At 40.6% G+C, this 19,518-nt stretch carries 18 protein-coding genes and 1 tRNA gene; 9 read left to right on the forward strand and 10 right to left on the reverse strand.

Features of this window, described 5'->3' with window-relative positions; all coding sequences use genetic code 11:
• The 4 genes from ABJD64_RS13825 to ABJD64_RS13840 form a co-directional block, all read right to left on the reverse strand.
• Positions 1-3,740 (reverse strand): hypothetical protein (locus tag ABJD64_RS13825; protein ID WP_348208201.1); only part of this gene is annotated, 3,740 nt, incomplete at its 3' end.
• A 592-nt stretch (positions 3,741-4,332) separates the two neighbouring features.
• A tRNA-Leu gene (locus ABJD64_RS13830) sits at positions 4,333-4,414 on the reverse strand.
• A gap of 109 nt (positions 4,415-4,523) precedes the next feature.
• A complete protein-coding gene (locus tag ABJD64_RS13835) occupies positions 4,524-4,820 on the reverse strand; it encodes an antibiotic biosynthesis monooxygenase family protein (RefSeq protein ID WP_348182459.1) in 297 nt (98 codons plus the stop codon).
• Positions 4,817-5,605, reverse strand: a complete 789-nt coding sequence (locus ABJD64_RS13840; protein ID WP_348182463.1) for an SAM-dependent chlorinase/fluorinase — start codon at positions 5,603-5,605, stop codon at positions 4,817-4,819. Before ABJD64_RS13840 ends, ABJD64_RS13835 begins: the two co-directional genes overlap by 4 nt.
• Positions 5,606-5,675: 70 nt before the next feature.
• Between ABJD64_RS13840 and ABJD64_RS13845 the strand changes: the two genes are divergently transcribed.
• Positions 5,676-6,617: a PhoH family protein gene (locus tag ABJD64_RS13845; protein WP_348182466.1), complete on the forward strand. Its 942-nt coding sequence runs from the start codon at positions 5,676-5,678 to the stop codon at positions 6,615-6,617.
• A gap of 129 nt (positions 6,618-6,746) precedes the next feature.
• A complete protein-coding gene (locus tag ABJD64_RS13850) occupies positions 6,747-8,789 on the forward strand; it encodes a ComEC/Rec2 family competence protein (RefSeq protein ID WP_348182468.1) in 2,043 nt (680 codons plus the stop codon).
• Here the strand turns inward: ABJD64_RS13850 and ABJD64_RS13855 are convergent.
• Positions 8,754-9,149: a TerB family tellurite resistance protein gene (locus ABJD64_RS13855; RefSeq protein WP_348182471.1), complete on the reverse strand. Its 396-nt coding sequence runs from the start codon at positions 9,147-9,149 to the stop codon at positions 8,754-8,756. The genes ABJD64_RS13850 and ABJD64_RS13855 overlap by 36 nt on opposite strands.
• Positions 9,150-9,213: 64 nt before the next feature.
• On the opposite strand from ABJD64_RS13855, the gene ABJD64_RS13860 reads away from it, so the two are divergent.
• From ABJD64_RS13860 to ABJD64_RS13875, 4 genes are read left to right on the forward strand one after another with little or no spacing between them, the layout of a single operon-like run.
• Positions 9,214-9,807, forward strand: a complete 594-nt coding sequence (locus ABJD64_RS13860) for an ACP phosphodiesterase (RefSeq protein ID WP_348182474.1) — start codon at positions 9,214-9,216, stop codon at positions 9,805-9,807.
• On the forward strand, positions 9,804-10,241 hold the full coding sequence (locus ABJD64_RS13865) for a hypothetical protein (protein ID WP_348182476.1): 438 nt from the start codon (positions 9,804-9,806) through the stop codon (positions 10,239-10,241). The genes ABJD64_RS13860 and ABJD64_RS13865 overlap by 4 nt, the downstream gene beginning before the upstream one ends.
• Positions 10,238-10,612, forward strand: a complete 375-nt coding sequence (crcB, locus tag ABJD64_RS13870) for a fluoride efflux transporter CrcB (RefSeq protein ID WP_348182477.1) — start codon at positions 10,238-10,240, stop codon at positions 10,610-10,612. The genes ABJD64_RS13865 and crcB overlap by 4 nt, the downstream gene beginning before the upstream one ends.
• A 2-nt stretch (positions 10,613-10,614) precedes the next feature.
• A complete protein-coding gene (locus tag ABJD64_RS13875; RefSeq protein ID WP_348182479.1) occupies positions 10,615-12,516 on the forward strand; it encodes a CocE/NonD family hydrolase in 1,902 nt (633 codons plus the stop codon).
• Positions 12,517-12,688: 172 nt separating this feature from the next.
• Here ABJD64_RS13875 and ABJD64_RS13880 read toward each other — a convergent pair whose 3' ends face one another.
• From ABJD64_RS13880 to tgt, 3 genes are read right to left on the reverse strand one after another with little or no spacing between them, the layout of a single operon-like run.
• Positions 12,689-13,615, reverse strand: coding sequence for a DMT family transporter (locus ABJD64_RS13880; protein WP_348182481.1), 927 nt, complete (start codon positions 13,613-13,615; stop codon positions 12,689-12,691).
• A 17-nt stretch (positions 13,616-13,632) separates the two neighbouring features.
• Positions 13,633-14,709, reverse strand: a complete 1,077-nt coding sequence (locus ABJD64_RS13885; RefSeq protein ID WP_348182483.1) for an LptF/LptG family permease — start codon at positions 14,707-14,709, stop codon at positions 13,633-13,635.
• Between the two features lie 10 nt (positions 14,710-14,719).
• Positions 14,720-15,850 carry a tRNA guanosine(34) transglycosylase Tgt gene (gene tgt, locus ABJD64_RS13890; RefSeq protein WP_348182485.1) on the reverse strand — a complete coding sequence of 377 codons (1,131 nt, stop codon included), beginning with the start codon at positions 15,848-15,850 and terminating at the stop codon, positions 14,720-14,722.
• Between the two features lie 86 nt (positions 15,851-15,936).
• Between tgt and ABJD64_RS13895 the strand changes: the two genes are divergently transcribed.
• From ABJD64_RS13895 to rsmG, 3 genes are read left to right on the forward strand one after another with little or no spacing between them, the layout of a single operon-like run.
• Positions 15,937-17,031: a glycosyltransferase gene (locus tag ABJD64_RS13895; protein WP_348182486.1), complete on the forward strand. Its 1,095-nt coding sequence runs from the start codon at positions 15,937-15,939 to the stop codon at positions 17,029-17,031.
• Complete coding sequence (locus ABJD64_RS13900; protein ID WP_348182488.1) at positions 17,019-17,630, forward strand: sigma-70 family RNA polymerase sigma factor; 612 nt, start codon at positions 17,019-17,021, stop codon at positions 17,628-17,630. Before ABJD64_RS13895 ends, ABJD64_RS13900 begins: the two co-directional genes overlap by 13 nt.
• A gap of 45 nt (positions 17,631-17,675) precedes the next feature.
• On the forward strand, positions 17,676-18,305 hold the full coding sequence (rsmG, locus tag ABJD64_RS13905; protein WP_348182490.1) for a 16S rRNA (guanine(527)-N(7))-methyltransferase RsmG: 630 nt from the start codon (positions 17,676-17,678) through the stop codon (positions 18,303-18,305).
• Here rsmG and ABJD64_RS13910 read toward each other — a convergent pair whose 3' ends face one another.
• Positions 18,306-18,716, reverse strand: a complete 411-nt coding sequence (locus tag ABJD64_RS13910) for a hypothetical protein (protein WP_348182491.1) — start codon at positions 18,714-18,716, stop codon at positions 18,306-18,308.
• 142 nt (positions 18,717-18,858) lie between these two features.
• A complete protein-coding gene (locus tag ABJD64_RS13915) occupies positions 18,859-19,467 on the reverse strand; it encodes a short chain dehydrogenase (protein WP_348182493.1) in 609 nt (202 codons plus the stop codon).
• Positions 19,468-19,518: the final 51 nt, after the last annotated feature.

Consider the following 19,518-nt stretch of genomic DNA (forward strand, 5'->3'; position numbering starts at 1 on the left):
GGCGCACTACGCGTCAGGACAGACTTCCCACATTGATTAGAAACTGTAGCTGAAGGTGGTGTCGCTGGTACAGGTGTCACACTATAAGTTACCTCCGTAGCAGGCCCCCAGCAATTGCTGCTGTTTCTCCAACGGGCATATACCTTAGTCCCGGAGGTTCTGGTAGTGGATAGCCCTGATTCGGAAAGACTCGTCCCACTTGCACTGGACTGCCAATACAACGTGAAACCTGCCACTGTAGGCAGAGGAATAATATCGTCTTCTTTAATCAATTCTTCTTCAGGTAAGATCCTAATGGCTGCCGACAAAGTCGTACTGCCACAATTGTTGATTATAGAACTAATCACAGGAGAAGGTATGCCTGCCGGTAAAGTATAGGTTACCGTGCTTGCCGATGACCAACAACCCGTAACTGTATTCTTTGATCGTAGATAATACTTAGATCCCGATGTCCTGGTAATCGATTTGGCTGAACTGCTCGTACTCGTTCCAGATGTACTACTTTGCCAATAGTAGGTATGATTCGACGGTGGATTGGCTCGCGTGAGTGTATTGCCTTCACATACCACCAGCGTAGTGGGTACAGGGGGTGTAGCAGGTACACTTTTGATTGCATAGCTCATACTTCGAGCAGAAGACCAGCATAAGGTAGTATTATTCCTTGCTCTCAAGTAATATTTAGTTCCAGAAGTACGATTCAATGTAGTAGATGAATTGCTTGTACTTTTCCCGGATGAACTACTTTGCCAATACCAGGTAATACCTGATGGAGGTGTGCCTCGAGTCAATACAGACTTTCCACATTGGTTGGAAACTGTTGGTGTAGCTGGAGTAGTAGGGGCAGTATTCACAGTATAATTAACCGTCAGAGCAGGGCCCCAGCAATTACTACTATTTCTCCAACGGGCATATACTTTGGTCCCGGAGGTTCGAGTCGACGTCAACCCCGAAGTTGAAGTGCTGGTACCTGTGGAACTGGTTTGCCAATACAGGGTATACACTTCAGATGGATTTTCCGGTATAATCAAATCCTCTTCAACTGGTGAATTATTTATTAATGTTAAGCTCGGTCTAATGGTGATCAGAGTAGAGCCACAATTATTAGTTGTTCCGCTAAGCACTGGAGTAGGTATTGCAGCAGGCAAGGTATAACTTACACTTCGGGAAGAGGACCAACACAAAGTAGTATTGTTTCTGGCTCTCAAATAATAACTGCTGCCTGAAGTACGGTTTATAGAAGTTGCCGAACTACTCGTACTTGTTCCTGATGAACTACTTTGCCAATACCAGGTCACACCTGATGGAGGTGTTACACGAGTGAGCACAACTTTTCCGCATTGAACAGAGACTGACGGGGTTGAAGGTGTAGATGGCTTACTTTTTATGGCATAGCTTACACTTCGGGCAGAGGACCAGCATGAAGTAATATTATGTTTTGCTCTCAAATAATAGGTACTACCTGATGTACGATTTATCGAAGCTGCAGAATTACTTGTACTTGTTCCCGACGAACTACTTTGCCAATACCAGGTCACACCTGAAGGCGGAGCTCCACGAGTCAATACAGACTTACCACATTGGTTTGAAACCAAAGGTGTCGCTGGAGTAGATGGCTTACTTATTATGGCATAACTAACGCTTCGAGCAGAGGACCAGCATGAAGTAGAATTGTTTCTGGCTCTCAGATAATATTTACTTCCCGATGTACGTGTTAAAGTAGTGGCAGAACTGCTTGTGCTCGTACCTGATGAACTACTTTGCCAATACCAGGTTACACCTGATGGAGGCGTACTTCTAGTCAGTACTGATTTGCCACATTGATTGGAAACCAAAGGTGCCGAAGGTGTAGATGGCACACTCTTAACAGCATAGTTCACAGTTCTGATGGAAGACCAACATAAGGTAGTATTATTCCTTGCTCTCAAGTAATATTTAGTACCTGAAGTACGATTCAATATAGTAGATGAATTGCTAGTACTTGTTCCAGATGAACTACTTTGCCAATACCATGTAACGCCTGATGGAGGTGTTCCACGAGTCAATACAGACTTACCGCATTGGTTGGAAACTGTTGGTGTAGCTGGAGTAGTTGGGGCCGTATTCACAGTATAATTAATCGTTAGAGCAGGGCCCCAGCAATTACTACTATTTCTCCAACGGGCATATACTTTGGTCCCGGAGGTTCGAGTCGACGTCAACCCCGAAGTTGAAGTGCTGGTACCTGTGGAACTGGTTTGCCAATACAGGGTATACGATCCAACTAAAGGTTCTGGTGTTATGGATTCGTCCTCAATAAGCGATTTTTCTGTAAGTGTCTTTGGCGTTAAAATTGGTTTAATCGTAATTTTTGTAGACCCACAATTTTTTGTAGTCCCACTAAGAATTGGCGTAGGCATTGCAACTGGCAAAGTATAACCTACACTTCGGGAAGAGGACCAGCACAATGTAGAATTGTTTCGTGCTCTCAAATAATACGTACTACCTGATGTACGATTTATTGATGCTGCCGAATTACCTGTACTTGTTCCTGATGAACTACTTTGCCAGTACCAGGTAACGCCTGATGGAGGTGTTCCACGGGAAAGCACAACTTTTCCGCATTGAACAGAAACTGACGGTGTTGAAGGTGTAGATGGCTTACTTTTTATGGCATAGCTTACGCTTCGAGCAGAGGACCAGCATAAAGTAGAATTATTCCTTGCTCTCAGGTAATATCTGTTACCTGATGTACGTGTTAAGGAGGTTGCAGAGTTGCTCGTACTTGTTCCCGTTGAACTACTTTGCCAATACCAGGTCACACCTGACGGAGGCGTACCGCGGGTCAGAACAGATTTACCACATTGGTTGGAAACCGATGGGGTTGATGGGGTAGATGGTTTACTTTTTATGGCATAGCTTACGCTTCGAGCAGAGGACCAACATAAGGTAGAATTATTCCTTGCTCTCAGGTAATATCTGGTACCTGATGTACGTGTTAAGGAGGTTGCAGAATTGCTCGTACTTGTCCCTGATGAACTACTCTGCCAATACCAGGTCACACCTGATGGAGGCGAACTTCTGTTCAGTACTGACTTGCCACATTGATTGGAAACCAAGGGTGTTGAAGGTGTAGATGGCTTACTTTTTATGGCATAGCTTATGCTTCGAGCAGAGGACCAACATAAGGTAGAATTATTCCTTGCTCTCAGGTAATATCTGTTACCTGATGTACGTGTTAAGGAGGTTGCAGAGTTGCTCGTACTTGTTCCTGTTGAACTACTTTGCCAATACCAGGTCACGCCTGATGGAGGCGTACCGCGGGTCAGAACAGACTTACCGCATTGGTTGGAAACTGATGGTGTTGATGGAGTAGATGGTTTACTTTTTATCGAATAGCTAACAGTTCTGGGTAAAGACCAAGCTCCCGTGCTAATGCTCCTTGCTCTTATATAATATACTGAACCCGACGTTCTTGTTATTGATACAGAGGATGAACTAGTACTTGTTCCTGAACTACTGCTTTGCCAATACCAGGTCACTCCTGCAGGAGGATTGCCGCGAGTCAAAACGGATTTACCACATTGATTGGATACGGATGGAGCTGTTGGAGGGAATAACCTAGTAGGTATTGGTTCATCTCCATCATCTATAAGATCCCGGTCATCTATAAGCAAAGTCTTTTTTGGAATTTGCGAATAACAATTATTGCTTAATGAAATAAAAAGAATAATAAAGAACGCAAGGGCTTTACCATATATCATTAGATTAATTTTTTGATGGTATTTCATATTGTCTAAAATTCAATAATGTTTATTCCTGATGTTAATCGAATAGAATCCTCAGCTACTTTGGGAAGAAGCTAAATCTGAAGTAATAGTTCTAAATAATTCAAACTACCCCTGGCATTCCAAGAAAACTTTAATGAGAGTTAACTATGAATGACTTGAGGTTAAGAAAAATTTAGAAATAGAAAAGTTAGTGACTAAGCCTCTGGAGTACACTGCTGTAGTTAAACAATATGGATTGATTCAATTTGTCGTTTGACTCAAGAATTGAGGGCACGGACTTGGTGTGTTGTTTGGACATGGGATTGGTTGGTTAAAGTGCTAACTATAGCAAATAAAAAGTTTTGTCGCATAAAAAACAAATCATGAAGCTTTTCCAATTTTTTTCAGCGGGTGAGAATCATGCGAATGACTCTCATACGGCTTAGACCGGGCGAAAAAAATTGAAGTTACTTAAAGTAACTTTTTAATTACAGCCACTCTGTTGACCAATCAAAAACAGAAATAAATATGTATGACCTTAATAGAAAAAGCCCCTAACAATCAATCGATTATCAGGGACTTGATGTACCCAGGGCCGGAATCGAACCGGCACGGCCGAAGCCACTAGAGTTTGAGTCTAGCGCGTCTACCAGTTCCGCCACCTGGGCATTTTGGTCAACTTTTTACTCGTAAAAAGTTGCGGTCTGGTATCCTCTCTTTCAAAAGGGATGCAAACATATCCAAAGATTTTCAAGAAGTCAATATACCGAAGAGATATCAGTCCAATTTTATTTTCTGATGGTATGAATGTGCTACCGGGGAAGCAGCAAAAAGCCTCTTTGTTTCCGGCCACACTTGTCCAAATAAGTCAGAATCTCTATAGGCGTTGAGCCCATCTTCGTTGTTCCATATACTGTAGGTGGAGTAAACATTAGGGGCATGAGCATCGCTCAGCAACTGTAAGTGATTGCAACCTTCAAAAGCGCGTATTTTTTCCTTACTCTTATCAAAGATCTGGAGGAAATCGTCTATCGCATCTTCTCTGAATGTCATTCTTACTACACGTATAATCATGTTTCTAAAGTAAAGTCTATAAACACCTGGTCCCCTACCATCAGACCCAGCAATTCGGCACCCCTTCCCTGATTGATCCCGATTTGCAACCTGCCCTTAGAGTTAAAAATGACAAAACACTCACCTGAGCCTACATCTGAGTAGTGATTGTGAAGTTGAAGCACCTTTTCTCTCCTGAAATTCACTACATAAGGGAACTTGTCATTGATTTTCCAAATGGCATCAAAATCTGTTTTCATAATATTGGTAATCAGATTGCCATAATGGTCAATTCTAACAATGTTTCCTGCTATCTGTTTTTTTGTGGCTTTGGCTCGTGTAGGCATCAAGCGTTCAAGCTCGTCGAGTCGCTTGCCAAAATCCTGAATATCCTTACCGCTAGCTACTTTTCCGGCCAACGGACCATAAAGTGTCTTAGCAATAAAGGGCGACCGAACCGGCTTTACACCATTGATATCCACGATAGCTGCTGGCCTATCTTCGCTCAGCAAAGAAATCAATCCAGAATCTTCTCCAATAAAGATGTGATTTTCTAGCTTAACGGCAACGTTTTTCGCATTTCGGTTGACTGTATTGGATACGGCAATTACATGTACAGTACCTTCCGGGAAATCTCTAAATATGGCATCTAAAACGTAGGCGGCATGCCCAATGTCTCCGACAGAGATATCATGAGAAATATCTACAATATTAATATTAGGATTTTCTTTCAATATACTCGCCTTCACTGCTGCCACGTAATGATCGGAATGTCCAAAATCAGAAAGAAATGTAACGATGGCCATACAAGCTATTGGAAAATCTGTTTATTTTGTCTAACAAAAATATAATTTGACCGCAAATTAGATACTTCATTTGGTAGAAAAAATTATTACCCTAGAGAACATTCCACTCACTGAATTTTTGGGTGTAGAAAACCAGAACATCAATGAAATCGCTACGGCTTTTCCCAAGTCGAAGATTATTTCACGCGGTAACGAAATTCGCATCCAAGGTACTTCACCTGAAATCATCAAAATCAATGAAATTCTTAATTCATTGGTAGAGCATTATCACAAGTTTGGCAAGATTACCAATGATCAAATCAAGACGTATCTGAATCAGGAAGAGGATAAATTTCTTGATGGAGAGAGTGATGTACTCGTGTATGGTACTAAAGGATTTAAAATTTCGCCTAAATCCAAAAACCAGAAGAAGCTGGTCGAAACGGTAACAAAAAAAGATTTGGTCTTTGCCATAGGACCTGCCGGTACCGGCAAAACCTACATCTCTGTCGCACTGGCTGTCAAGGCGCTTAAAGACCGAGATGTTAAAAAGATCATTATTACACGTCCGGCTGTAGAGGCTGGCGAAAACTTAGGTTTTCTACCAGGAGATTTAAAGGAAAAAATTGATCCCTATTTAAGACCTATCTATGATGCCCTCCACGATATGGTTCCGGGAGAAAAGCTGAGATACTACATGGAAAATGGAGTCATCGAAATTGCTCCACTCGCCTATATGCGTGGTCGTACATTAAACGATGCCTTTATACTGCTTGATGAGGCCCAGAATACAACTCCCATGCAGATCAAAATGTTTTTGACGAGAATGGGGCCTAATTCAAAAGTCATCGTAACTGGTGACATGACCCAAATAGATCTGCCGATTAAACAGAAATCCGGTTTGGCAGAATCACTAAAAATTCTAAAAAGTGTCAAAGGCATAGGTTTCGTTGAACTAGACGGAAAAGATGTAATTCGTCACAAACTGGTTCGATCCATTATCGAAGCATACGATAAAGAAGAAAATTCTTAATTCCTTCGCCATAATCTCATTTGATTAGCTAAATTAGGCCAACAACATTCCTAGATTATCATAGAAATGTTGTATTGGACGAATTACCCTTTTCTAAGAATTTTATTCGCGTTTATCGCTGGCATTTTTATGGCCAGATATTCGAACCCCGCTGATTTAATACAAATCAACCCTTTTCTCCCTTTGTCCCTATTCATTGCTATTTCCCTGGGAAAGTTGACGCTAAATCGTATTTCAAATACAGTTTGGGGCAATCTATTATTGACTACAACTTTCATTATTGGATTTTCTCATATGCAATCCCATAGTCTGTCAAGCAGTCAAAGCAATCCCAATTCCGACTGGACCGAATGTGAGGCATATGTCGGTACTATTTCGTCATTTCCAATTCACAAAGAAAAATACATCATACACGAGGTTGAGGTCAACACGGGCATTAAGGATTCGGCGATCTTACAATCTCCTACTAAGTTACTGCTGTACGTAAAAAGATCAGATAGCTATCCCTCGGGCCTGAAATATGGTGACAAAATCAGAATAGAAGGCACTCCAGGGCCGATTCGTTCGCCACGTAACCCTCATGAATTTGACTTCAGCGCCTATATGGCCAATCGGAGTATCTTCTTGCAACACTTTGTATATCAAGACCAAATACATTTAATATCCTCTGATAATGGTAATGGTTTAATGAAGGTCATATACCAAATCAGATCACGATTTGAGCAAATTATAACTGAGGATATTCATGATTCAAATGAACAAGCTGTAGTCATGGCATTGCTCTTGGGTATCAAAGGGCAACTTGACCATGAGATCAAAAGCGCTTACGCTTCGGCCGGAGCCATGCATGTACTGGCCGTTTCTGGGCTACATGTTTCTATTGTGTGCTTTATTCTTAATTGGCTATTTAAGCTTCTGCCCTCAGGAAAGTCCCAACGTGTTATTGCGCCAGTAGCCTCAATCTCTGCCTTATGGATTTATGCCGTTTTAACGGGCTTCTCTCCATCCATTCTACGTGCCGTTTCGATGTTTTCAATTATTCTCATCTCAAAGATTCTGAACAGAAGAACGCATGCCTGCAATTCCCTTGCATTTGCCGCCTTTGTCCTACTTCTATTCAATCCCCTCTTCTTGTTTGATGTTGGCTTTCAGTTGTCCTTTTTGGCCGTAGCCGGTATTCTTTACCTATATCCTAAAATCTCTTCTGTATGGAATGTTACAAATTGGTTCGGTAAATGGGTCTGGCAACTTACATGTGTCTCTCTTGCAGCTCAATTAGCCACTTTTCCTTTGGGGTTATATTATTTTCATCAATTCCCAAGCTATTTCTTACTCACTAATCTGATTGTGATTCCTGCGGCTTTCATCGTGATGATATTAGGTATTGGCTTGATTGTCATTGGTTCATGGTTTGATTGGATTGGATGGCTGCTGGAACATACCGCTTTTGGTCTCAATTTGTTTGTACAACAAATACAAATTTTAGATGGTAGTGTGATTGAACGGGTATTTATTTCTCCCTTGCAGGTGATCCTAATCTATGCACTAATGGTAGCTTTTCTGGCTCTATTATCTTCAAAAAAGTCATATTACATGTGGTTGATCATATGCAGTGCACTGGGAATCACTCTCGACCGATCAATCAGACTTATTGAGCAATCGAACAAAAAGGAATTGTTGTTCTATTCTATCAATAAGGACCAGCTAGTTGATCAGGTGACTGGCCTCAGTGCTAAACTTTTCACACTTGATTCTATCAAAGACGCTAAAGTCTATCAGAAAAGAATCGCACCCTTCAGGCTACGACATTTTCTTCCTTACCCTGATTCAGTATTTCACATTGATAACGGGCTTTCGGACTTTGCCAAAATTCAGGTCTTACATAAGAAAAAGATTCTTTATTTCATTCAGCCTTTTGATTCCAACCAAATTTCTTACCCACTAAAAGCCGATATAGTGGTAATTGCCAATCAATCTTTTGAATCATTGGCTCAGTTGTCTCAAACTGTGACATGCGACAAGATTATTCTTGACAATTCGAACAAGAGAGAGTACTCGTCTAGACTAAAAATTGAAGCACTAGATTTAGGGATTGAAATAGTTGACCTAAAGGATCACTCCTATCTTATCTCGCAATCAGGGAATAAGAAATTCTTGAATATGTTTTTTTAATGATTCTTTATCCGCGCAAAGGTCTGGGTCGGCATAAATCTTGAGCATTAATTCGAATAACACATCCTCTTCATACCCAAGTTTAGCAGACATCTTCGCGCAAAATTTAATCTCCTCATTGTACAACTTGCCATCAATTTTCATCAATTGTACAATGGAGTAAATCAGATCATACTTTTCATCGTCGCTTAAATCAGACAGGTCTCCTATGGGCAACTCTACGTCAAAGCAGGATGCTATCTCCTCTTCGGTCATCCCATTAGCCTTGCCCACTTCGTTAATGAGATCTACTTCTTCCTGAACCACGATACCGTCGACTTTCGCCAATTGTACCAAAATATTAAGATGAGACTTTGCCATATGCTGCTGGTTTTGGTTTTAACAAATATAAGAAATCAGGAGAAAAGCCCTATATTATATTCGAATGAACTATCTATCTCACCTTTACTTGTCGTTTGACGACGATTCTATTGCTATTGGTAATTTCATCGCAGACTTCGTGAAAGGTAAAAAATATTTGGAGTACCCAGAGGGAGTGAAAAATGGCATTTTAATTCATCGTGAAATCGATAGCTATGCGGATTCACATCCAATTTTCCTGGATGGAAAGAGAAGGCTTGCGAAAGAGTACCGGCACTATGCAGGTGTGATTATGGATGTGTACTACGATCATTTTTTGTCCAAAAACTGGTCAGATTATTCCAATGAGGGATTAAAAGATTTCTGCACCAGGTATTACAAACTCTTAAATGACAACGAACAGTTCCTTCCTGAAAGATGTAGCTACTTGCTTAAGTATATGGAGTCTGGAGATTGGCTATATAATTACCAGTTTTTGGAGGGCATTCAATTTGCACTAAGCGGAATGGCCCGTAGAACGTCTTTTGATTCGGGAATGGAAAAAGCTGTCAAGAATCTAACTGACGACTATGCGAGATTTGAAGATGAATTTCAGCGCTTTTTTGAAGAAATATTAACCCATATCCATAATTTTACTGATCAAATAAAAATCAAATGATCATTTCCAAACCAAAAGTTGGAACCCTCTTTTCAGTAGGGCTTTTTATTGCGATGGCTCTGGGTCTATTCGTCTATGGATTAGTACAAATCCAATCTGTCACAGACCGGACCTGGTGGTATGTGTTGGTTTACACATCAGGTCCTGTTGGACTATTGGTACTCATGAAAATTCTGATTACACTAAAAGTGTTCAAAATCTCTAAAGAGAGGTTCGAAATTCGATTCCCATTCAAATTTCAAAAATATACTTTTACAGGAAAGGAAATAGACCATTGGTTTCATACCAGTATCAAGACTTATGGCGGATTGTACGAAGAGCTTAATATTGTATTGACTTCAGGAAGAAAGTTAGCCCTCAGCAAACAGGAAAATACGGAGTATGACAGGACACTTACTTATATGAAGAAGAAATTTAAGCGGCTTCAGAAATGATCAGATTAGCGTTTTTTGTAGGCCTTGGAGGCATGATCGGTAGTGTCTTGAGGTTTTTGATTTCACAATGGATGTTGAAAAGCACGCCTGGAATTGCTCCCATAGGGACATTGGTAGTAAATATTCTGGGCTCCTTTTTACTCGGGTTCCTTTTTCATTTTGTAGGCAAAATGGACCGTTCCTACTACGTCTTGCTCACATCCGGATTTTGTGGTGGCTTTACAACATTTTCTACCTTTAGCGTCGAAAACATCGATCTGCTCTTAACAAACAGCATAAGTTCGGCCATTTTATATATTTCACTTAGCCTGGTACTGGGGCTTGCAGCGGCCGGTTGCGGGTGGTATCTTGGGAAAATATATTTAGCATAAATATGATGACAATATCTACAAATAAAAATATAACCTTCTGGATCTTAATTCTACTTTTGTTTTCAACGTGTGGTTCTGAAAAAGAAACCTACGTACCATTTACGGCAGAAGAGGACTCACTTTTCGTATATAATAATTATGACAAGAAAGAGGTTTATATCCCCATGCGTGATGGCACCAAGCTCTTTACGGCCATCTACACACCAAAAGATCGTGAAGAAGCCTACCCAATAATCATGTATCGTACACCTTATTCGGTCCAACCCTATGGAGAGCAGAGGTTTAAGATTGACTTAGGGCCGAATATGCGTATGACAAGAGATAAATACATTTTTGTCTATCAAGATGTTCGGGGCAAATTTATGTCTGAGGGTAACTTTGTAAATATGACCCCGCACAAGCGAAGTACCAACGAAAGTACTGATACTTTCGATACCATAGAATGGCTGCTCGCTAATATTGAAAATCACAACGGGAAAGTCGGACAATGGGGAATCTCCTATCCTGGATTCTATACCGCGGCGGGAATGATCAACTCACATCCAGCGCTAGTTGCTGTTTCACCACAGGCTCCTATTGCCGATTGGTTTTTCGACGATTTTCATCACCATGGTGCTTTCTTTTTACCTCACACGTTCAATTTTTTCTCCAGCTTCGGGTTGCCTCGTCGAGAATTGACCAAAATAAAAAATCCAAGGTTTAGACACGGAACAAAAGATGGTTACGGTTTTTTTAAGGAAATGACCCCGCTCTCTCTGGCTAATCAAAAGTACTTAGGAGATAGCGTAAATTTCTGGAATGAGATAGTGACTCACCCGAATTATGATCAATTTTGGCAAGACAGAAACCTTCTACCGCATCTCAAAAATGTAAAATGTGCTGTACTCACAGTTGGGGGATGGTACGATGCCGAAGACCTCTATGGTCCATTGAAAATCTATGAAGAGGTGGAGAAAAACAATCCTGCAATCACCAACGCTCTAGTCATGGGACCTTGGAGTCATGGCGGATGGAGACGCACCGATGGAGACTACTTGGGCAACATCCATTTTGGTGCTAAAACCTCAGAGTTTTATAACAATGAAATTATCTATCCATTTTTTTCCTATCATCTAAAAGGTAAAGGAGAAAATGAACTGCCCGAAGCTTATATGTTTCAAACCGGCACTAATGTATGGAAAACATTTGATGAATGGCCTCCCAGAGACATCGAAAAAGTGAAATTTTATTTTAAAGTTAAAAAAAGACTGTCTCGAACACCTCCTGGTGACAATGAATTTGGTACTGATATTTTTGAGAGTGACCCTGCCAACCCGGTACCATTTATCGGATACAAAGATAATGGCATGCCAAAGCCTTATATGACAGATGACCAGAGTTTTGTCAACGATCGGCCTGATGTATTGTATTACCTCTCTGCACCACTTGAAAAAGACTTAAATATGGCAGGCCCCATTATGGCCAATTTGGTAATCAAAACAGATCAAACCGCAGCCGACTGGATCGTAAAACTGATTGACGTTTACCCCAGTAGCCATCCCCCCTTTCCACATCAGCCTAAGCAATCGATGAGCAGGTACCATCAGATGGTGCGAAGCGAAGTAATGAGAGGTCGGTTTAGAGATAGTTACGAGTACCCCAAGCCTTTCGTGCCAAAAAAACAGGAGGTCATTCAACTTCCGTTGCAAGACGTTCTTCATACCTTCAAAAAGGGTCATCAGATTATGATTCAAGTACAGAGCTCATGGTTTCCGTTGGTAGATATCAATCCACAGACTTATGTCGAAAATATTTTTGAGGCTAAATCTGATGACTTTGTAAAAGCCAAACATTTCGTAGGCAGATCAGGAATTGCACCTTCGTTTATTGAAGTAGGAATTTTAGAGGAGGAGGAACAAAAATAAAACCATCCTGGGTGGGATGGTTTCATAAACTGAATTAGGTCAGTCTGATTTTTGGAATTTTGTAGTTCTAAATTATTAAAACTTTTGGAGGAATCAAACTTTTTCATCGACGAATTGGCTGTTTTCTTCGACAAATGAAAAAAATTATCGTATTTCTCAGGAATTAAAGGTTTCAGCGCACAATATCTCGCTTAATATTTTTCCCTTCAAAATATCTTCTTAAGAGTGGATACATAATCACCGACAGCACTATGATCAGTGTACCCCAGTAAAAACTACCGTCCATTTTTTCTTCACTGCCAAACAAAAATACAGCAACCGTAATCCCATAAACCGGCTCCAGGTTGATTGTAAGATTAATAGCAAAAGCGGTTAAGTGATGCATCAGTTTGACTGCAATAGAATATGCGTAAACAGTACAGACCAAACTCAGGATAAGAAGATAGATAAAGTCATTAGTCGTTAATGCCAATGACAAACCATCCTCGGTAAACCAATAGCCATAAATTGGGGAAAAAATCACGATTGTCAGGCAGGCTCCTACCATTTCGTAATAAGTGATAGTGAAATGATTTTGTTTGGCCACCAACTTTCCGTTGATCACTGTAAAAACAGCGGACAAAAGGGCGGCAGCTATCGCTACTAAAAAGCCAATGGCGGCATCAATGGTAGACTGAAAAACAATCACAATTCCGATAACAGAAACAATTGCCACTAGTGGCTCATAAAATCTTACTTTTCGTTTATTGACAATCGGATCAATAAAACTGGTCCAAAGGGAAGCAGTCGCCATTCCGGCCAGGCAAACAGATACATTTGAAATTCGGGCCGCAAGGAAGAAAAGAATCCAATGTACCGCTATGAGGAAACCTGTTCCTAAGATTGCCCATAACTGTTTTCTTGGTACATGGGTTGAGATTTTACGCCATTTGAGCAGAATGTACAAACCGATGCTAGCCAGTAATGTTCGGTAAAACACGATTTCCACAGACGGTATTTCTATCAACTTACCCAGAATAGCGGTAAACCCCCATATGAACACAATGAAGTGAAGTTGAAGATAGGCGTTTAGTAACGAAGGCGTTTTATTCACAGACATGGGCTCGATTGCAAATTCTATTTAGGCACAAACCTGTACATCACGAGTGCAGCAACCAGGCCTACAATATTTGGAATCCATATAGCCAGAATGGGATGCATAGATCCTGCTTCGGCAATAGCTTTTACCAAAACGAAGAGCAGGATAAACACAAATGCAATCACAAAACCCAGTGCAATCTTAAATCCAGCTCCTCCTCTGGTTGATTTCTCCGCTGAAACGGAAACGCCCATCAAAGTCAAAATAATGGCTGTGAATGGGAGCATGTAGCGAATATACTTCTCAATTTCATACAGTCCTACTTCACTCGATCCACGTGATTTCAACAAAGCTATATATTCTTCCAGTTCGCCCATATTCATAGTGGCGTTAAGTTGATACTTGGTGTCAAAATCGTCAGGAGAGATATTTACTGCTGAATCCAAATCTTCTCCTCGTGTAAATCTTTCAGCAAAGTTCTTAATCTCCCGCAATTCCCAATGTCTAAAATGCCAGGTTTTCAGCGAATCATCCCAGGTCATTTTTTTAGCAAATAGTTTGGCCTCTAACCTGTTGTCGACAATTCTTTCCATGGTTACCCTATAGGCCGTTTCGGTACGATTGTTATAGCGCTGAATATATATATAGTCATCATCTGCTATTTTCAGATGAATATCTCTTTCATTGAAATAGAATGGTTTCTTCAGATGCTCAATTTCGAATGCAATTCTAAATTTATTTGAATTGGGAATTAACCAGCCATTCACATAGAAGCTCACAGATGCAATCAAACATGCGCCCATCAGATAGGGCACCAGCATTCTTCTAAAACTCACACCGCCAGACAGTATAGCAACAATTTCTGTTTTGACAGCCATTCCTGATGTCACCAATACCGTTGTAATGAAAACAGTAATTGGAGAAATTAAATTGGCTATCCAAGGTGCAAAAGCGAGATAATATTGGATAATCGCATCCGCTGGCACCTCATTTTTTATGTACTTCTCATTTTTCTCCGTAAAGTCTATCACCATGATAACAATGACCAATAGGCCAACTACGAAAACATAGGTTTTGAGAAATTTTGACAGTATGTACTTATCGAGCAGTTTCACCAATTATTGCTTAAAGTCGGGTAGAAAGTTTGGGCAATATAGCATTTTTCCATGCAGCAAAATCACCTTGCAAAATATGTGCCCTTGCCTCTTTTACCAGCCATAAATAAAATGACAAGTTGTGAATACTTGCAATTTGAGCTCCAAGCATTTCGCCTGTTCGAATAAGATGCCTTAGGTAAGCCTTTGAATAGTTCATATCCACATAACCTGCCAAATTAGAGTCTATGGGGGAAAAGTCCTTCTCCCACTTCTCATTCTTGATATTTATTATCCCCTCTGATGTATATAGCATCCCATGTCGAGCGTTTCGAGTAGGCAGTACACAGTCAAACATATCTACGCCTAAAGCAATACACTCAATAATATTGCTTGGCGTCCCTACTCCCATCAGATATCTCGGCTTATCCTTGGGCAATATATTGCAGACCAGATCGGTAGATTCATACATCATTTCTGCTGGTTCTCCTACCGACAACCCCCCTATTGCATTCCCTTCTCTTTCAAAAGAAGCGATGGTTTCGGCCGATTGAGTTCTCAGGTCGTGATAAGTGCTGCCTTGTACGATTGGGAAAAGTGTCTGACTATAACCGTACTTTGGCTCAGTCTCATCAAACCGATCACAGCAACGCTTGAGCCATCTGTGCGTCATCTCCATGGAATTCTTTGCATATGGCTTATCACACGGATATGGCGTACATTCATCGAACGCCATGATAATGTCAGCTCCAATGACACGTTGGATGTCCATGACATTTTCAGGGGTGAAATGATGGCGTGAGCCATCAATGTGGGACTGAAATTTCACCCCTTCTTCTGTAATTTTTCTTCTGTCCTTCAATGAATACACCTGATATCCTCCACTATCGGTAAGCATGGGGCTATCCCATCCATTGAATTTGTGCAGACCACCAGCTGACTCTATAACCTCCAATCCCGGACGTAGGTACAAATGGTATGTATTGCCCAATATTATTTCAGCCTTGACATCTTCCTTGAGTTCTCTCTGGTGAAGGGCCTTGACGGTACCGGCAGTACCTACGGGCATAAATATTGGGGTTTCGATTTCGCCATGATCGGTAATGACCTTGCCTGCCCTGGCTTTGGACTTTGAATCCGTTTGAAGTAATTGAAAATTCATCTTGTCGGCAAAAATAGGTTGATTTATAAAATAATCTTTTCACCGAGACTCATATCTTTGCATCCCTTTTTTAACAATCAGTTTTAATGGAGTATTCAGTAGTATTGGTAGTGTCAGTTTCCCTCGGGATATTAATTATTTATTGGACAGTCTTGTTGATCAAGATCCTGAGTTACAGGACAAAGCCAAAAAAGAATCATCCCGTTTCTGTTATTGTATGCGCACATAACGAACTCACTAATCTAAAGAAACTCATACCATTACTTTTAGAACAGGAGCATTCGAACTTTGAAGTAATCATTGTGGATGACAGATCTGATGATGGTACTTATGATTACTTACTGGAAGCTCAATCAGAGCAACTCAAATTTGTTAGAGTAGATCGTGTGCACGATCACATCAATGCAAAAAAGTTCGCTTTGACTTTAGGAATAAAAGCAGCCGTCAATGATATTGTTTTGTTGACAGACGCTGACTGCGTACCGGCCTCTGTTCAGTGGATCTCTGAAATGACCGGAAATTTTGTTAAAAAAACAGAGTACGTATTAGGTCTATCACCTTATAGCAAAAGCTCTGGCTTATTAGGTCATTTTATTCAGTTCGAAACGCAATGGACCGCAATGAACTATGTAGGCTTTGCACTAGCAGGCAACCCTTATATGGGTGTGGGGCGAAATCTGGCTTATCGAAAGTCTTCATTTTTGGAGCACAAGGGTTTTAGCACAATACAACACATCGTAGGTGGTGACGATGATCTATTAATCAATGAAAGGGCAAATAAAAATAACACCAGGGTGGTTATCGGATCCGATTCCCTTACTTACTCTATCCCAAAAGCAACCTGGAGCGAATACATTCGACAAAAAATCCGTCATTGGTCAGTAAGCAAATACTACCGAATCAAAGATAAGTTTCTACTTGGCCTACAAAATTTCGCAAACCTAGTTTTTTGGTTGGCTTTGACTATTTTAGCCGTACAAACCAATAACTATCTCATTCCAGCCGGGATGTTAATTTTTAGAATGGTATTTGTTACCATTTTGGTCAATTTGACATCCAAAAAGTTCGGTTATCGTATGAACATTTGGCTTGTACCCCTGATGGACATTTTGTACGCAGGATATGCATCTATATTTGGCATAATTGCGTTATTGACTAAGAAGGTTAGATGGAAGAAATAAAAAAACAATTCTCAGATAAAGCACTTAAGGATTTTAAACTCATAGATCATGCGGTGAATGAAGGGGACGAACAGGCTTTTGCCGAGCTCATGGAGCGATATAAAAGACCCGTATATCACATGATTCTTAAGATGATCAGAAATACTGATGATGCGGAGGATTTGACCATCGAGGCTTTTGCCAAAGCATTTAAGAATCTCCACAAGTTCAAGAAAGACTACACGTTTAGTACCTGGCTTTTTCGAATAGCTACCAATAATACTATCGACTTTATCAGAAAGAAAAAACTGAACACGTTCAGCCTGAATACTTCTTTTACTGATGACGGTGGCGAATCTGTAACTATTGATGTTGAAGACAAAAATCTGAACCCGCAGGAGGAAACCATCAAGGGGCAAAAAATTGAATTGGTGAGAATGTTTGTATCGAAACTGCCTCCCAAATATCAGCGACTGGTAAGACTCAGGTATTTTGATGAATTGTCTTATGACGAAATCGCAAAAACGCTTGATGCTCCTTTAGGGACGGTCAAAGCTCAATTGCATAGGGCTCGCGAGTTGATGTACGATTTGGTAAAAGACAAAAAGAAGCACATCTAGCCCAATTAGAAAAAACGATGTGAGTAGTTTTGCCTGATGGCAAACATGAACGAAGATATTGTATTCAAATACTTTCCTGACTTAGACTCAAACCAAACTGAGCAGTTCGCTCGGCTCATGCCCCTGTATGCAGATTGGAATTCCAAAATTAACGTAGTTTCCCGAAAAGATATTGATGAACTGTACTTGCGTCATGTGCTGCATTCGTTGGGTATAGCCAAGGTACAGTCATTTCTACCAGGCTCTCATATACTTGATATAGGCACAGGTGGGGGATTTCCCGGCATACCACTTGCCATTCTTTTTCCAGAAACAGAATTTGTTCTGGTAGATAGCATAGGCAAAAAAGTTCGAGTGGTAAATGAGGTAGCAAACGCCCTTGAGCTAAATAATGTGAAAGGCATACACACTCGGGTGGAAGAAATAAAAGGCCAATTCGACTTTATTGTTAGCAGAGCTGTTACTCGGATGAAACCATTCTACTCATGGACCAAGGGAAAAATAAAAAAGGAGTCCAGTCATGAACTCCAAAATGGTATTTTGTATCTAAAGGGAGGAGATTTGTCAGAGGAACTCAAAGAGTCCAAACTGAGATTTAAATTGTTTGAGCTCCCTTCCTATTTTGATGAAGATTTCTTTGACACAAAGAAAGTCGTTTATGTTCCACGTCAGTGACTAAATGTAGCCCCACTCATACTCAATGGTAAACACTACGTTTCCTCCCATGCTGTCTCCTTCCTCAATGATGTAGTCAACTGATTCGTCTTCCTGAAAAACTTCAAATTCAACCTTCCAGCCGTTACCAGATTCGCAAGTATGACATTTTGCGTTAATCAATTTTATTTCGACTATAGGATCAACTTTTCCTGCAATGTGAGGATTAAGGTCAAACTCGACTTCTTCATTCAGGTCCCCACCAGAGGCAGCCTTTGTAAAAACCTTTTTTCCATCAACATAAACTTCTACCCAGTCATCAATTTCCAGGAAAAGAAGTGAGTTTCTTTTAGGTGCTTCTGCATATGACAAGTGTACCAGCGCCATAAGCACCAATGAGAAGGCCAGGGTTTTACAAAAAACAGTTTTCATAATTCTAAATTTTAATTAAGCGTCGAATACGGCACTCATTTCAAATACCGTACCAATGTGCAAAACTAGGTATTAGAATACTTAACTGAAACATATGTCAGTGCTTTGGACATTTACGAAAGGTCCTTACAATATCCTTGGACTAAAAACTATCATACATGCGGATAATCTCGCCGTTCCCTTTTCCTTCCAGGCTTCTGATATAGCCATTGACCACCTTTCTCATTGGAATTGCATTGTGGCCTGGAAAAAAGTCTTGATACTTTTCTACTGCGTCTTCTACCAAACCAGAAGAAACTGCATTGATCCGGACTCCATTGGTCATTTCAAGAGCTGCAGCCTTCACAAAGCTATGGATGCCTCCATTCACCATCGCGGCACTGGTAGTGAGATCAACAGGATGGTCAGCCAATATTCCAGTTGTAAGGGTGAACGAGCCATTGGGTTTGATATACTCCATTCCAATCCTTACCAGGTTGACTTGCCCCATTAATTTGCTTCTTATGCCTACATAGTAGTCACCTTCTTTCATATCCTTCATAGCAGCCCATTTAGCTTCTCCGGCAATACTAATCACAGCATCAAATTCCTCTACGGTCTCATATAATTCTCTAATGGACTCAATATCAACCAAATCTACGTTTACATTTCCTTTGGATCGACTGGCTGTAACGATATCATGTTTTTTGGCTAGTACATCCACCACTCGGCGCCCGATGGCACCATGTCCACCTACTATTATTATTTTCATTGTAAATTGAATTAATAAACAAAAAGTCAGGCCCCATCAATTGCCTGACTC

It is taken from the genome of Reichenbachiella sp. (assembly GCF_039944555.1).
GTDB lineage: Bacteria > Bacteroidota > Bacteroidia > Cytophagales > Cyclobacteriaceae > Reichenbachiella.